Below are 15,433 nucleotides of genomic sequence, written 5' to 3' on the forward strand. Positions count from 1 at the left end.
CCTCTTTTATCCTGATCGAGATTAGGTACCTGGTATTAATGAAAACAACAAATCTTCTAAAACCAATGTATGATTTACATTCATATTATGGCTTATTTTTCTCAATAATGTATTTATTTTGTCAATTTGGGTAAAGATTGAAATCGGAGTCAGTAATGTCAATAACTTATCTAGCTGAAGAGCTGCTGGACCTGTTACAGTCATTTTGAGTACATGCATGTTTTGTATTTGAGAAAATACTAAATATAAAAACCACAAAAAACTGCCTAATTCAAATTGAGTCCATTGAGCGGCTAAAGCACAGGGGTGTTGCTTGCGCTCAATCAAAGCAATGAGTCCATCTAAAATGATATCGGCTTGTTGCAATAGCTGCGCTCTTTCAGATTCCGGTGTGTAGTGTTTACCTAGCATCAATAAGTTATTAGCAGCTGAATCATCAGCCATAGAAAACGTAATAATCTGGCATCGACTCAGTACAGTGGGAAGTACCGTACTTATCTGCTGAGCTATCAGGACGAACACCGTATGTTGTGTGGGTTCTTCCAGTATTTTTAATAATGCATTTGCTGAAGCAGTATTCATACGGTCAGCAGATTCGATGACAATTAATCGATGTCCGGATCGTTGAGGTGTTAAATAAGCTGAACTCTGTAGCTCTCTGATTTGATCTACTTTAATGGCACCACCAGTCTTTTCAGGTTTAATCCATTCAACATCCGGATGTTCCATCCGCTCAACCATCTGACAATCACTACAGCACAAACACGGCTCATTCTGACCTGATTTGCACAGTAATAAGCTCGTTGTCATTTTGACAAACAACTCAAGATCACAATGTAAAGGTCCAACCAAAAGCATAGACTGAGGAACACGTTGGTGAACAAACGCAGATTGAATTTTTTGCCACTGTTCTTGATGATTATGGTTCATAGCGATTGATAAATCGATTAATTGCCTCTTGAATTGCAGATTCTACTTCAGTCAGAGAACGACTTGCATCAATGGTAACACAATCAAGATTCTTTTGAATGTGCTCTATATAGGTTTGGTGTACGCGATGAAAAAACTCAAGGGATTGCTGTTCAATTCGATCAAACGCACCGCGTTGCCTCGCTCTTTGCATTCCAATTTCTGGAGAAATATCGAGATACAAGGTCAAATCCGGTTTAAAGCCATTAAGGCAAAAAGCTGATAAACTGTTTATCATATGAAGATCGAGACCTCTACCACCACCTTGATAGGCAATAGTAGATAATTCAAAACGATCCGCAATAACCCATGTTCCTTGCTGCAAAGCGGGTTTAATGACTTGTTCAAGCAATTGAATGCGTGCGGCATAAAGCAAAAGCAATTCCGTTTTATTATCCAGAACATCGGTGTATTCAGGATTTTTAATAACACTCCTTAATATCTCGCCTACAGCGGTTCCGCCCGGCTCTCGTGTAGTGATAGTCTGGATATCGCGTTTTGATAACTCATCAATAACGGTTTTTACTGCAGTAGACTTACCGGCTCCCTCCAATCCTTCAATTACTATTAATTTTCCAGTGAACAATGCCATTAATAGTCCTTACGTTGATATTGATTAATCGCTTGTCGCTGCTGCTCATAGGTTTCTGAAAACTGGTGAGAACCATCTCCTTTGGCAACAAAATATAAATATTTGGATAATTGGGGATGAGCAGCTGCATCAATGGACTCTTTGCCTACCATCGCTATAGGTGTTGGAGGTAGCCCTCTGAATTTATATGAATTGTACGGTGAGACAATCAAAAGATCATTATGGGATAATTTACCTTTGTAAGCACTGCCGAGTGCATAGATTACCGTAGGATCCATTTGCAGGGGCATTGATTTCTTTAACCGATTCACCATCACACCGGATATCAGTTTCCGTTCCTGGGGGATAGCGGTTTCCCTTTCAATTATTGAAGCAGCAATGAGTAATTCATAAGCATTTCGGTAAGGTAAATCAGGCGCTCTATGTGACCAGGTATCATTCAAATACGTCATTAAGTTACGATGAGCCTGTTCAAGGAGGGTTTTGCTGCTGCTACCGCCTCGATATTGATACGTATCGGCCATAAGTAATCCTTCTGCATTAGGATACTTACCTTTAATCGATAACCAATCATCAGGATGATAATTCAAATAAGGGGCTTTCATTAAATCCTGAGCCACTTTTTGTTGTGTCGTTCCTTCAATAATAGTAAATTTTTGAGTTATCACATCACCATCTACAATTCTTTGCAGTAACTCCATCACCGTCTCACCGGGCTTTATTTGGTACACGCCAGCTTTAATGTGATGAGAGAGTCCTTGAAAGCGTATAATGAACAGCAAAAGCCTTGTTGATCGAATCAGCTTTTTTTCTTTTAATAACTGAACCACTTGATAGGCTGATGCAGAGCGGTCGATACTGATTATTTGTGCTGCGTCGTTTTTAGGGATAACAGGAGATTGTATTAAACTGTAGATATTCCAGCCGATAATAAAAAAAGACATAAAAAACGCAGCAACAATACACACTACCAGTTTTTTATGTCTTCGGGATTCCATCTAGATTCGCTTAAATAGCAGACTGCCGTTTGTACCACCAAAACCAAGTGAATTACTTAAAACGTAATTAATGGTTCTTTTTTGTGGTGTATGCGCAACATAATTTAAATCACAACCCTCATCAGGGTTATCCAGATTTATAGTTGGAGGGGCAATTTGATCTTTGATTGCCAAAACACTGATAATGGCTTCTACCGCTCCAGCAGCACCTAATAAATGTCCAGTCATTGATTTGGTAGAGCTCACAGCCAGGTCGTAAGCATGTTGCTGAAAAATACGTTTAATAGCTTTGGTTTCATTCATATCATTGAGATACGTTGAAGTACCATGAGCATTAATGTAATCAACTTGTTGCGGATTAATGCCCGCATCATGAATGGCAGCTTCCATAGCGCGCGCCGCCCCATCAGCATCTTCATCAGGTGCTGTGATATGATATGCGTCACCAGACATACCAAACCCAGCTAATTCGGCATAAATTTTTGCTCCACGAGCTTTTGCATGCTCATACTCTTCCAGAACAAGAATACCAGCACCTTCGCCCATAACAAAACCATCTCTGTCCTTATCCCAGGGTCTTGATGCTTTTTCTGGTTCGTCATTGCGTTTGGATAAAGAGCGAACGGCTGAAAATCCAGCAAGACAAAGTGGTGTTGTGGTCATTTCTGCACCACCGCAAATCATGACATCTGCATCACCATAAGCAATAATTCGGCCGGCAAGTCCAATATTATGAGTTCCAGTAGTACATGCAGTGACTACAGAAATATTAGGGCCTTTTAAATTATGCTTAATAGAAATCTGTCCAGCAACCATATTAATGATGCCTGCTGGAATAAAAAATGGTGAAACTTTACGCGGGCCACCAGAAACCAGCTTATCCTGATTGTTGGTAATTGTTTGAATTCCACCAATACCAGCGCCTACAGCAACACCCGTACGACGTGATAAGGCTTCATCAATCTTCAATCCAGAATCAAGCATGGCCTCTTCAGCAGCGGCAATTCCATATTGCGTAAATACATCCATTTTACGAGCGTCTTTGATAGGCACATAGTTCTCAACATTAAAATTCTTGACCTTGGCCCAAATTTTAGTGCTGTATTCACTGGTATCAAAACCTTCTACCATACCTACACCACTAACCCCTGCCAATATATTTTGCCAAGATTCTTGCACATTAAGTCCGACCGGGGTAAGCATCCCCATGCCAGTTACAACCACACGCCGTTTATTCAATCAAAGCTCCTCGAAAAATTAAGCTTCTTCTTTATTTAAATTTGATTCAATGTAATCAATAGCTTCTTGAATCGTAGTAATTTTCTCTGCTTTCTCATCAGGAATTTCAGTTTCAAACTCTTCTTCCAGAGCCATTACCAATTCCACTGTATCAAGAGAATCAGCACCCAGATCGTCAACAAATGACGCATCATTTTTTAACTCTTCTTCCTTAACACCCAATTGTTCAACAACAATTTTACGTACACGGTCTTCAACTGTACTCATAACTTGATTTTCCTCTTTCGGTTGATAGAAATAATTAAAATACTGACGGTTAGTTTATTCAATTATACAGATAACGCAAGAGCATTTAATTCATATACATGCCGCCATTGACATGAATTGTTTCACCTGTAATATATTTAGCACTATCTGACGCTAAAAAAACAACAGCATCAGCTACATCCTCCGCTTGCCCTAATTTACGCATTGGAATTCTTTTTAGCATTTCTTCTTTTACCATATCAGGCAAGGAAGTGGTCATATCGGTATCGATAAATCCTGGTGCAACCACATTAACAGTAATGCCTCTACTACCAATTTCCTGAGCTAAAGACTTGGAAAAACCAACAACGCCAGCTTTTGCCGCAGTATAATTGACCTGACCAGAATTACCACTAGCCCCGACTACTGAGCCCACAGAAATTATTCGTCCCCAACGAGCTCTAAACATGGGCTTCAAACATGCCTTGGACATTCTATATATTGAGTTGAGGTTGGTTTCGATAACCTTGTACCATTCCTCATCATCCATTCGCAATAGCAAATTATCTGCAGTTATTCCGGCATTATTTACCAGAATTGAAGGACATTGATTGTTCTCGGTTAATTCAGACATTAATTGATCAATTTGTTCAGCGTTAGTTACATCCAGAACAATACCTTTACCAGAAAGTTTTTCCTTTTCAAAAAGAGCATTAATTGAAGTTGCTCCCTGTTCAGTAGTTGCAGTTCCAAAAACAAATGCACCCTGCTTTGCCAGTTTAATAGCAATAGCCTGTCCAATGCCGCGACTGGCACCTGTTACTAATGCAATTTTACCTTCTAAAGTTATCATTAAGTTTCCTCTTAAGCTGGAGTATGTAATTGTTCTACAATCTGATCCAGGCTAATCGTGTCATAAACACTGACAGCATCCAGGCTTCTGTCTATTCTTTTGATAAGACCATTTAACACTTTTCCTGGACCACACTCTACAATTAACTCGATACCACGATTTTTAAACATTTGAATCGTCTCAACCCAGCGTACTGGGCTATACAACTGCTCTTTTAACTGTTTTCTTATGTGTTGAGCGGAATAATAAACACTTAAATCCACATTACTCACCACATCGATTGAAGGATTTTTAAATTCAGTATTTTCAAGGCTTTCTGCAAAAAGCTCGGCTGCTTCAGTTAAAAGAGGACAATGACAAGGCACGCTGACAGGAATTACTTTTGCCAAACGAGCGCCTGCTTCATTGGCCAATTCGATCATATGTTCTACTGCAGATGTATGACCAGCAACTACGACCTGTCCAATAGCATTAAAATTTGCAGGAGTAACCTTCTGGCTATCAGTACTGGCTTCTGCACACAAACTAACGACTTGTTCGTCAGTTAAACCAACAATTGCTGCCATAGCTCCCATCCCAAGTGGAATGGCATTTTGCATAACCTGGCCTCTGCGAGCCACCAATTGCGCTGCATCCGATAATGATATTGAGTCAGCACAAACCAATGCAGCATATTCGCCTAGACTATGACCAGCCATGATCAGAGGTTGTGACAATTCTTGTTGCATTAATAAACGATAAACGGCGACATCAGCTGTCAACATGGCAACCTGGGTATGTTCGGTCTGATTTAGTTTCTCAGCGGGTCCATTCTGAACCAGATCCCAAAGATCATAACCAACAGCCTCAGATGCTTCAGCAAAGAGATCGGTAACAATAGGATATTGAAGGGAAAAATCAGATAACATCCCTACAGATTGTGATCCTTGACCAGGAAATACAAATGCTGTGTTAACCATAATTGAAAAACCCTATTAATTAATAACGAATAACCATTGCGCCCCAAGTCATTCCACCGCCAAATGATTCAATTAATAATAACTCATCTCGTTTAACCTGGTTGTTTCTAATTGAATGATCCAACGCTAAGGGTATCGAAGCAGCAGAGGTATTGCCTTGATTACCAATAGTAACGATAACTTGTGACATGGGAAGAGATAATTTTTTAGCAATCGCTTGAATAATGCGTATATTTGCTTGATGAGGAATTAACCAATTAATATCCGATTTATTTAATTTACTGATGGCTAACACTTCATCAACAACATCACCCATAATATTAACAGCAATTTTGAATACTTCATTACCACGCATACCAATTGTTGCGCGTTGTTCTTCAAATGTTGCATTAGGTAATGTCAACAGTTGTTCTGCGTCATATGCAGAGTGTAATATACTACCCAATATACCTTGGCGTTCACTCGCACTTAATACTACAGCACCAGCGCCGTCGCCAAACAGTACACAGGTTGACCTGTCAGTCCAATCAACGGCTCTGGACATACTTTCAGCCCCAATCACCATAATATGACGAGCGGCACCAGCGGCTATATACTGCTTTGCTATATCCATAGCATAGACAAAACCACTACATGCAGCCCCGACATCAAAGGCTGGAATAGGCTTTTTTATTTTTAATGCGTGTTGTACATGGCATGCAACGCTTGGAAAAAAATGATCCGGTGTGCAGGTAGCCACGAGGATTAAATCAATTTCCTCAGCGTCAAGTCCTGATGAAGCGAGAGCGTGCTCTGCTGCTCGAGATGCCATAAAGGACGTAGTTTCATGAGGTTCTGCAATACTGCGACTACTAATCCCGGATCTGGATACGATCCATTCATCATCGGTATCAAGTATTTTTTCAAGTTCAACATTAGTGAGTTTTCTTTCAGGTAAATAACTACCCGTGCCACTAATTACAGCATTCGTCATAACAGCAATCCCTGATTTATAAAATCGTTTATTTGATCACGTACTAAATCAACAACATTATTTTGTGCTTCAAGAACAGCTTGCTCAATAGCATATTCAAAACCCACTTCATTGGCTCCACCATGGCTTTTAATAACAATACCATTTAAACCCAGCATACTGGCGCCATTATAGCGGGAAGGATCCAATCGATTTTTCAGGTATTTCAAAGCAGGTAACGCAATAAGACCAGCCAACTTGGTTAACCAATTCCTGTTAAATGACTCTTTCAGCAGAGTCATCAATAGTTTGGCCAAACCTTCACTGGCTTTTAGCGCCACATTGCCAACGAATCCATCACAAACAACCAGATCAACATCACCAGTATAAAAATGGTCACCTTCTACATAGCCGACATAATTCATCACAGAGCATTCTGCCAGCATATGAGCAGTGCGTTTGACCTGATCATTACCTTTAATTTCTTCTACGCCAATATTCAAAAGAGCAATTTTGGGCTTGGGTTTCTTTTCAATAGCCTGAATTAAAGCAGAGCCCATTACCGCAAATTGAAAGAGATGTTCGGCACAGGAATCAACATTAGCTCCGAGGTCAATAACCCAGGTTTTTCCTTTAATGGTTGGTAACTCAGAAATAATTGCTGGTCTGTCAATTCCAGGCAGTGTCTTTAACACAAAACGGGCCGTTGCCATTAAAGCACCCGTATTACCCGCGCTTACACAGGCTTGTGCTCTCCCTTCCTTGACCAAGTTAATCGCTACTCGCATAGAAGAATCTTTTTTATTACGTAACGCATGTGATGGCAATTCATCCATAGTTACAACTTCTGATGCATGAACAATTGTAAATTGATTTGAAGACAACACCCCATGCTTCTTCAATGAAGCACTCACCTTATCCTGCACACCGACAAGGAGTATTTTCAGGTTTGGATTTTTTTTAGCTGCGCGCACACAGGCGGGAACCACTACGCTTAAGCCATGATCCCCACCCATCGCATCAACGGCAATGGTGATATTGTTCAAGAATATTACTCTTGTTCTTCGTAAGCTGATGAAGAATCAGTATCGATAACTTTTCTTCCACGATAATAACCATCTGGAGTCATATGATGACGAAGATGAGTTTCACCAGTAGTAGAATCAACAGATAATGTTGGCTTGGTTAAGCTGTCATGAGAACGACGCATATCACGACGTGAGCGTGATTTTTTATTTTGTTGTACTGCCATTGTATTACTCCTAAACAATTTGCATTCATAAAGCGGGAATATTACCGATATTTTAACTTCAATCCAAGTGTTAATTGAACAAAATATCAATATGTTTCAATTTTCCCAGTTAAAATATCATTAACTTCACTGCCACAATCCTCAATTTCAGGATGAAACTGTGGTGCATACAGATGTAATTCATCAACGACCAGTTCTAGTAAATCCACCTGCCAGTTTGATGAAACAATGCTTTCATAAAACTCAAGAATCTGCTCAGCCCGCTCATCACTTCTGCATACAGCAAGAGTCGTTTGATTGTTATAATGGCTTGGAAACTCGCACAGGCATCGTTGACAGATAACAACTAAATCACCGGTTGTTTGCATATGGATTAAATAGTAATCATCTTTAGCTTCAATACTATAAGTAACCGTTAACTGGCAAGGACCGCAGATAAAAGCGGGTAACCTATCTGTTAAAGTCAGTATTTGAATGTGTTGACCTTGTTTGGCCAGTTCAGGTAAATGAAGCATTAATCAAACGTCCAAAGTAATTATTATCCGACAATGTGTTGAAAATATCAACCAATTGATCTTTTTAATACAAGTAAATTACATCAATACAGCGAATTTTATCATCTTCATAACTTCAGTACAAAGAAATGTAGACACTTGATGTTATTTACTGAATCAGCCTTATTTTATCTGTATCAGGAAACTTGATAAATCGTCCCCTCCTTCTTTTGACGTTTTTGTGAGATAATGAAGGTCTTATAGGGTCTGTAGACAAATGCTCCCTTCACTTACGTTCCGTGTTGTATGCGCGAAATCGAGAGAGAGTAGCATTATAAATAATTGCATATTAGTGAAACCTGCATAAAGCGTAGGAAGCAGGTGTAAACAGATGAGATGCCTACCGACCCAAATATTCTTTTAATTTTTAACGGTAATAAGCTGTATGAACGCTAAAGTTATTGTAGGCATGTCGGGTGGAGTAGATTCCTCAGTAGCGGCCTGGCTGCTAAAAGAACAGGGGTATCAGGTTGAAGGTCTGTTCATGAAAAACTGGGAGCAGGATGATACTGACACCTTCTGCCCTGCTGCACAGGATCTGGCAGATGCTCAGGCAGTTTGTAATCAATTGCGCATACCTCTTCATAGTGTTAATTTTTCAGAGCAGTATTGGGATAGAGTGTTCGCTCATTTTTTAAATGAATACGAGCATGGAAGAACTCCAAATCCGGATGTTTTATGCAATAAAGAAATAAAATTTAATGCCTTTTTAAATCATGCTCTGGAGCTGGGGGCCGATTATATTGCTACCGGACATTACGCCAAAAACAAAATTGAAGGAACATTAGGTTATCTGTATAAGGCGAAGGATAGAGATAAAGATCAAACTTATTTTCTGCATGCAGTAGAACCCTCTGCTCTGGCAAAAACGCTCTTTCCTATTGGTGATTACAATAAGTCGCAAATACGAGATTTTGCCAAAGAATTGGGATTGGTAACCCATGCTAAAAAGGACTCTACGGGTATTTGTTTTATAGGGGAAAAGCGATTTAAATCTTTTTTAAAGGAATTCATTCTGGCTAAACCTGGTGATATAAAAAATACGGACGGCAGAACCCTTGGAACACATGATGGATTAATGTTTTACACCTTGGGACAACGCCAGGGATTAGGAATAGGAGGCATGCAAAACGCCTCAGATGAGCCGTGGTACGTGGTTGAAAAGGACGTAAAAACTAATACTTTGTACATAGCTCAAGGCAGTCAACATCCCATGCTGTATGCCCAGGGGCTAATTTGTGGCCCTATACATTGGTTGGCAGAGTGTCAGGATAAATTACCCATCACGTGTTATGCTAAAACCAGATATCGGCAGGCAGAACAGGCATGCATGATTTCACCGCAGGACGGAAACCAGCATTACGTCATGTTCTCTAGCCCACAAAGAGCAGTTACACCAGGTCAATATGTCGTTTTTTATGATAAAAACCAGTGTCTGGGCGGAGCGACAATAGAACAAATCATCAGATAATGGTTATAATATAATATACAAAGTTGTACCTTTTATCTAACCGGAGTATACGATGGCTGCAGTTGATATAGCCCCAACAACAAGTGACGTTCATTTTTCTGTAAGTGCGGCAGATAAAGTAGCAGAATTAATTCGAGAAGAAGATAATTTCAACCTTAACCTACGTGTTTCCATCACAGGCGGAGGTTGTTCCGGATTTCAATACGGGTTTAGTTTTGATGAACAAATCAACGATGATGATACCATAGTGGAACAACAATGTTCTGATGGCCAATCTTCAGTAAAACTATTGATTGATTCAATGAGCTATCAATACCTGCATGAAGCAGAAATCGATTACATTCAGGGAATTCAAGGCGAACAATTCGTCATTCGCAATCCCAACGCAAAAACAACCTGCGGATGTGGCTCGTCATTCAGTATGGATGATGAAGATTAGGGCCTGTTAACAACTGCCTCCACACCCAGGATTAAATGATAAAAGCCACTTCCAGAAATATGGAAAGTGGCTTTTAATTTTACAACGAAAATACGTCCATGTGCACACATCAATAAGGTTTGATGATTACCTTCGTCCCAATTTTCATAAAATTATGACTTAACCAATAAGCATCATTAGGCTTCACCCGGACGCATCCATGGCTTGCATTATAGTTAGGTACATCATATGACCCATGTACGGCATAGTACTTACTAAAGAACATGCAATATGGCATCGGTGCACCACCACCTCCAAGCGGATATCTACTTGATTTACATCCCGGGCCACCTTTACTGATGATTCGGTAAACACCTGAAGGAGTTTTACACCCTCTGCGAATATCAGGACAATAGCTTTTACCCCCGGAACCTCTGCCTGTGCGCACCACTTTGCCGTTTTCATTAATGGCTTTCCAGGTCAGTGTATTAGGATTAAAAATAAAGGTATTACCTGCTGAATAGGCGGATTGATATAAGAAAGCTATACACAAAAGAAACAAAAAACGTATCAAAAACATAAAACGAAAGTTGGACTTTTCCATGATTATTCCTATTTCATTTCCATCAACTTCAATTTTAGTAGAAATTTTAAACAAATCAAACTTCAATTGTATCTTCTCACCACGTCATCCCTTCCCGGAACCAGCAAGAGCTTGGTTTTCCAGTCGGGTGGTGAGTTCCCTTTAATTTGTTCAAGCTAAATCGATAAAGCATCTTGTTCAATTTAGGGTCTGCTAACAATTCAAGTTTCGACGTCCCGCGACTTGTTCGCTAGATCCAATTCAATCTTTATAGGCGCAATATATTCTTGTTTTGCGCAAAATCTATCGATTCCGCGAACAAGTCGCGGAAAGTAAGCTTGAATATAATGAAATGTCAACAGCCCCTAATAAATCCAGAAGTGATGAGGCTGTCTAATTAATTCAACTCATATTGCTGTTTTTACAGGCAAATTAGAATATTTTGTCCTAATATATATTTGAGACCCCAAAAAAGGATAATTCATCATGACAAGGAAATTGCTTCTCGCAACAACCATAGCCTTAAGCAGTGCATTAATTCCCTTTGTATCCAATGCGGAGGATACTCCCAGTCCTAATGAGATGCCAAAAGACAGCTGGCTAAGCTCAATGGCTCCTTTACTACCGGATCTTATCTGTAAAGGTTTTATCCAGGATGCTGATTTGAAAAAACGATTTGATGAAATCAAAATGACTTATGAGCAATGCGTCACACTAATACCCGAAAGCACTAATAAATGCCAAAATGAACTTTATGGCAGCATGCCAGATAAAATTAACAGTGAAAGCGCTGCGGTTTGGGGTAGATCATTGGGTGAATGTATCGGTAAAGATTTCGCCGAAAAATATTTGGTTCCTAAAAATTAAAAGGAAAATTCAACATGCAGCCAGCCCGCACTAATTATTAAATGCTGGTTGGCTTCTAGCCCAAAATAATCCGTTTTAATTTATATATCGGACATCTACAAGGAATAACGCTTGTTTAGCGTTTAATATTACGTTTCATCACTCCAATGATTCACACCTGACTTCTTTGCCAAAAAATTCACAAAGTCATGATGTGCCGAAAGCTCTTCATCACTAGCAACGACCACAATGGGATTCGTCAAACATAATGCAGTGAGTTCATTTACATTATTGTTTAAGTTACTGGTCACCGTTTCTGACTCTGAAAATAAACTGGTCTGACCACCCGTCATGGCCAGATATACAAACGCCAGGATTTCGGCGTCCAACAATGCTCCGTGTAACTGCCGATTAGAGTTATCAATACTGTACCGTTTGCAAAGCGCATCAAGGCTATTACGCTGCCCCGGATGCTTCTCTCTCGCCAACTCCAAAGTATCAAAAATATCGCAATATTCTTCTAATTTTTTCTTCCAATGGATGTGTTTCAATTCAGAATTGAGGAATCCAACATCAAAGGGTGCGTTGTGTATCACTAATTCAGCACCACCTACAAATTGAAGAAACTCGGAAACTACATCTTTAAACAGGGGCTTATCCTGTAAAAACTCATTGCTGATGCCATGCACACGAAAAGCGCCTTCATCCACTTCTCGCTCAGGATTCAGATAAACGTGATAGTGCCTACCAGTTAGTTTACGATCAATTAATTCAACACAGCCAATTTCAATAACTCGATGTCCTTGTTCAGGCCCTATACCGGTTGTTTCTGTATCTAATATTATTTGCCTCATCAATCCACCCTATCAGGTTAATTCAGTGATTCCCTGGTTCGCTAAGGCATCAACCAAATCATTTTCCAAATGACCTGAATGCCCCTTAACCCAATGCCAGTTTACTTTATGAGTGGAAGCGAGTTTGTCTAACGACATCCAGAGATCGGCATTTTTTACGGGTTCTTTTTTTGAATTACGCCAGCCATTTTTTTTCCAGGACGCTAACCATTCCTTCATGCCCTGCTGGACGTATTTAGAGTCAGTATATAAATCGACTTCACAAGGACGTTTTAATGATTCCAGTCCTTTAATCGCCGCCATTAGCTCCATGCGATTATTTGTGGTGTGAGCTTCCCCACCGTGGAGCGTACGTTCAACCCCCTGATATCGGAGTAATACACCCCATCCGCCAGGGCCAGGATTTCCTTTACAAGCACCATCTGTATATATTTCAACGATCATAAGAATAAATCAGTACAAAGTTCCAAGTCAGGTTGCATAGCATAACAAGAAAAATCAGTTACACCAGCACGTTTTAAAACATCTTCATCAATAAATAAATTTCCAGTTAGAGATTTCGAGGGTTGATTCATAATCCAATAAGCTGCATCCGCCATAATCTCGGGTTTACGGCTGGCCAGATAGATTTCCTTGGGAAAATGAACTCTTATGGCATCTGTAGCAATAGTTGTTCTTGGCCATAGAGAATTGACTGCAATTCCCACCTCTCTGAACTCCTCAGACAAGCCCATGGTGCACATGCTCATACCGTATTTGCTAAGAGTATATGCCAAATGTGATGCAAACCATTTTCTGTCCATATTCAGCGGAGGAGATAAGGTTAAAATATGAGGGTTAGGACTTTTTAACAAATGAGGTATAGCTGCCTGAGAGCATGCAAAAGTTGCTCTGGTATTGACCTCCTGCATTAAGTCATAACGCTTCATCGGAGTATTGAGTGTATCGCTTAAACTGATCGCACTCGCATTATTAATCAATACATCCAGCCTGCCAAAAGTTTCTATGGTTTTATTCATCGCTTGTTGAATCTGAGATTCATCACGCACATCAACCATTAGAGGTAATGCTTGTCCACCTAGTTCTTCTATTTCTTTTGCAACAGTATAAATAGTCCCTTCAAGTTTAGGATGTGGTTCCGCTGTTTTAGCAGCGATGACAACACATGCTTTTTCAGCAGCGCATTTTAAAGCAATTGCTCGACCTATTCCTCTACTGCCGCCGGTAATAAAAATTACTTTGCTCATGAACTCTTCCTTATTTTGATTCCAGCAATATAGGCCAAAAAGAAACGCATCAATGCTCCATAGGGTGGGTACAAAAAAACTCCTGGCGAAAAAGATCCTTTTACCAATATGGGCTTTAATTTGGAAAAGGCATCAAAACCCTCTTGCCCATGATATTGCCCCATTCCACTAGAACCCACACCGCCAAAGGGTAAATCGTCAACGGCTATATGCATTAGCGTATCATTAATCGTTAAAGCACCAGACAACGTTCTGGTTTGAACCATCTTCTTCTCAAGAGTGTCTTCCCCAAAGTAATAAAGCGCTAAGGGATTGGGTAACGTGTTAATAACGGCTATTGCATCCCTAAACGTTTTATAACCAAGCACCGGCAAAATAGGACCAAAAATTTCCTCCTGCATGATCTTCATATCGGAAGTGACATCAAATATCAAAAATACTGGAAGTTTATTGGAACTGTCTTTTAACTCACCAAACTCGACAACTCGAGCACCTTTTGCTCGAGCATCTTTAACTAAATCCAATAAGCGTAACTTATGGTTGTCATTAATAATATTGGAATAATTGTCATTATTCATCAAATCAGGGTAATGCTTTTGAATGAATTTATTGAACTCTTCTTCAACAATCCCTTCCCAACCCTCCGGTACTAACAGATAATCAGGAGCAATACAGGTTTGAGCTGAATTAAACAATTTCCCCATGAACAATCGATTAAAGTATTTTTTATTCATTGTGGAAGACAAGAGAGCAGGAGATTTACCGCCTAGCTCCAGTGTTATCGGTGTCAGATGGTCACTTGCGGATTTCATAACCAACTTTCCAACCGCGGTCGATCCAGTAAACATTAAATGCCCAAAGGGTAAAGTTGAAAATTGTTTGGAAACCTCAACATCACCCGTAACAATCTGTACGTAGTGATCCAAGCCTGCTGAGCGAACAATCGATTGAAGTACTAATCCCGTATGATTGGACAGCTCAGACATTTTAATCATGACTCGATTACCCGCAGCCAAAGCATAAACTGCTGGGACTATTGAAAGATAGAGCGGGTAATTCCAGGGTACCAGATTACCTATAACGCCTAAGGGTTGAGGCACTGTATAAGCAGAAGCGGGAAACAAAAGCCAGGACACCTCTCTTCGGCGCTTTTTCATCCAACGCTTCATTTTTTTTAAGCAATAATTAATGGCATTGATTGTAGGGAAAATTTCCAGAAATAAGGTTTCCTCCACGGCCCTATGAGTAAAGTCTTTGTTTATTGCTTCAGCAATAGCATAGGCTTCACTCTGTAACGCCTTTTTGATGGCCACCAAATTTTTTTTTCTATCCTGCGCAGAAGGATAAGGATTTAATTGGTGCTCATCCTCCAACGCTTTGAATTGAGAATTTAAGTCCAT

At 39.9% G+C, this 15,433-nt stretch carries 19 protein-coding genes; 3 read left to right on the forward strand and 16 right to left on the reverse strand.

Annotated elements, in window-relative coordinates; translation table 11 throughout:
• Positions 1–21: 21 nt before the first annotated feature.
• The 11 genes from ELY21_RS03750 to ELY21_RS03800 all read right to left on the reverse strand — a co-directional run bounded on the left by ELY21_RS03750 (position 22) and on the right by ELY21_RS03800 (position 8,575).
• Positions 22–930, reverse strand: a complete 909-nt coding sequence (locus ELY21_RS03750) for a DNA polymerase III subunit delta' (protein ID WP_127107025.1) — start codon at positions 928–930, stop codon at positions 22–24.
• Positions 920–1,561, reverse strand: a complete 642-nt coding sequence (gene tmk, locus ELY21_RS03755; protein ID WP_127107027.1) for a dTMP kinase — start codon at positions 1,559–1,561, stop codon at positions 920–922. Before tmk ends, ELY21_RS03750 begins: the two co-directional genes overlap by 11 nt.
• Positions 1,561–2,559, reverse strand: a complete 999-nt coding sequence (gene mltG / locus ELY21_RS03760) for an endolytic transglycosylase MltG (protein WP_127107029.1) — start codon at positions 2,557–2,559, stop codon at positions 1,561–1,563. Before mltG ends, tmk begins: the two co-directional genes overlap by 1 nt.
• A complete protein-coding gene (gene fabF, locus ELY21_RS03765; RefSeq protein WP_028384503.1) occupies positions 2,560–3,798 on the reverse strand; it encodes a beta-ketoacyl-ACP synthase II in 1,239 nt (412 codons plus the stop codon).
• A gap of 18 nt (positions 3,799–3,816) precedes the next feature.
• A complete protein-coding gene (gene acpP, locus ELY21_RS03770) occupies positions 3,817–4,065 on the reverse strand; it encodes an acyl carrier protein (protein WP_018576556.1) in 249 nt (82 codons plus the stop codon).
• A gap of 85 nt (positions 4,066–4,150) precedes the next feature.
• Positions 4,151–4,897 (reverse strand): 3-oxoacyl-ACP reductase FabG, encoded by a 747-nt coding sequence (gene fabG / locus ELY21_RS03775; protein WP_127107031.1) that lies wholly within the window; start codon positions 4,895–4,897, stop codon positions 4,151–4,153.
• Positions 4,898–4,908: 11 nt separating this feature from the next.
• Complete coding sequence (fabD, locus tag ELY21_RS03780; protein WP_127107034.1) at positions 4,909–5,856, reverse strand: ACP S-malonyltransferase; 948 nt, start codon at positions 5,854–5,856, stop codon at positions 4,909–4,911.
• Positions 5,857–5,875: 19 nt separating this feature from the next.
• Positions 5,876–6,829, reverse strand: a complete 954-nt coding sequence (locus ELY21_RS03785) for a beta-ketoacyl-ACP synthase III (RefSeq protein ID WP_127107036.1) — start codon at positions 6,827–6,829, stop codon at positions 5,876–5,878.
• Positions 6,826–7,854 (reverse strand): phosphate acyltransferase PlsX, encoded by a 1,029-nt coding sequence (gene plsX / locus ELY21_RS03790; RefSeq protein WP_127107038.1) that lies wholly within the window; start codon positions 7,852–7,854, stop codon positions 6,826–6,828. The genes ELY21_RS03785 and plsX overlap by 4 nt, the downstream gene beginning before the upstream one ends.
• 5 nt (positions 7,855–7,859) lie before the next feature.
• Positions 7,860–8,060 carry a 50S ribosomal protein L32 gene (gene rpmF / locus ELY21_RS03795; RefSeq protein WP_028384498.1) on the reverse strand — a complete coding sequence of 67 codons (201 nt, stop codon included), beginning with the start codon at positions 8,058–8,060 and terminating at the stop codon, positions 7,860–7,862.
• An 86-nt stretch (positions 8,061–8,146) separates the two neighbouring features.
• Complete coding sequence (locus tag ELY21_RS03800; protein WP_127107040.1) at positions 8,147–8,575, reverse strand: metal-binding protein; 429 nt, start codon at positions 8,573–8,575, stop codon at positions 8,147–8,149.
• 424 nt (positions 8,576–8,999) lie between these two features.
• On the opposite strand from ELY21_RS03800, the gene mnmA reads away from it, so the two are divergent.
• Together mnmA and erpA are read left to right on the forward strand one after the other, a co-directional pair.
• Complete coding sequence (gene mnmA / locus ELY21_RS03805) at positions 9,000–10,085, forward strand: tRNA 2-thiouridine(34) synthase MnmA (protein WP_127107042.1); 1,086 nt, start codon at positions 9,000–9,002, stop codon at positions 10,083–10,085.
• A 52-nt stretch (positions 10,086–10,137) separates the two neighbouring features.
• Positions 10,138–10,524, forward strand: coding sequence for an iron-sulfur cluster insertion protein ErpA (gene erpA / locus ELY21_RS03810; RefSeq protein WP_028384495.1), 387 nt, complete (start codon positions 10,138–10,140; stop codon positions 10,522–10,524).
• 109 nt (positions 10,525–10,633) lie between these two features.
• On the opposite strand, the gene ELY21_RS03815 is transcribed toward erpA, so the two are convergent.
• Positions 10,634–11,107, reverse strand: coding sequence for a L,D-transpeptidase (locus ELY21_RS03815; RefSeq protein WP_127107157.1), 474 nt, complete (start codon positions 11,105–11,107; stop codon positions 10,634–10,636).
• A 465-nt stretch (positions 11,108–11,572) separates the two neighbouring features.
• On the opposite strand from ELY21_RS03815, the gene ELY21_RS03820 reads away from it, so the two are divergent.
• Complete coding sequence (locus tag ELY21_RS03820) at positions 11,573–11,953, forward strand: hypothetical protein (protein WP_127107044.1); 381 nt, start codon at positions 11,573–11,575, stop codon at positions 11,951–11,953.
• Positions 11,954–12,081: 128 nt separating this feature from the next.
• Here ELY21_RS03820 and dnaQ read toward each other — a convergent pair whose 3' ends face one another.
• Genes dnaQ through ELY21_RS03840 form a run of 4 tightly spaced genes read right to left on the reverse strand, consistent with a single transcriptional unit; the run spans position 12,082 to position 15,433 of the window.
• On the reverse strand, positions 12,082–12,786 hold the full coding sequence (dnaQ, locus tag ELY21_RS03825) for a DNA polymerase III subunit epsilon (RefSeq protein WP_127107046.1): 705 nt from the start codon (positions 12,784–12,786) through the stop codon (positions 12,082–12,084).
• 12 nt (positions 12,787–12,798) lie between these two features.
• Entirely contained in the window at positions 12,799–13,230 is a 432-nt protein-coding gene (gene rnhA / locus ELY21_RS03830; RefSeq protein ID WP_028384491.1) for a ribonuclease HI, read from the reverse strand.
• Positions 13,227–14,033, reverse strand: coding sequence for an NAD(P)-dependent oxidoreductase (locus ELY21_RS03835; protein ID WP_127107048.1), 807 nt, complete (start codon positions 14,031–14,033; stop codon positions 13,227–13,229). The genes rnhA and ELY21_RS03835 overlap by 4 nt, the downstream gene beginning before the upstream one ends.
• Positions 14,030–15,433 carry a coniferyl aldehyde dehydrogenase gene (locus tag ELY21_RS03840; RefSeq protein WP_127107050.1) on the reverse strand — a complete coding sequence of 468 codons (1,404 nt, stop codon included), beginning with the start codon at positions 15,431–15,433 and terminating at the stop codon, positions 14,030–14,032. Before ELY21_RS03840 ends, ELY21_RS03835 begins: the two co-directional genes overlap by 4 nt.

Source organism: Legionella sp. km535 (assembly GCF_003990085.1).
Classification (GTDB): domain Bacteria; phylum Pseudomonadota; class Gammaproteobacteria; order Legionellales; family Legionellaceae; genus Legionella; species Legionella moravica.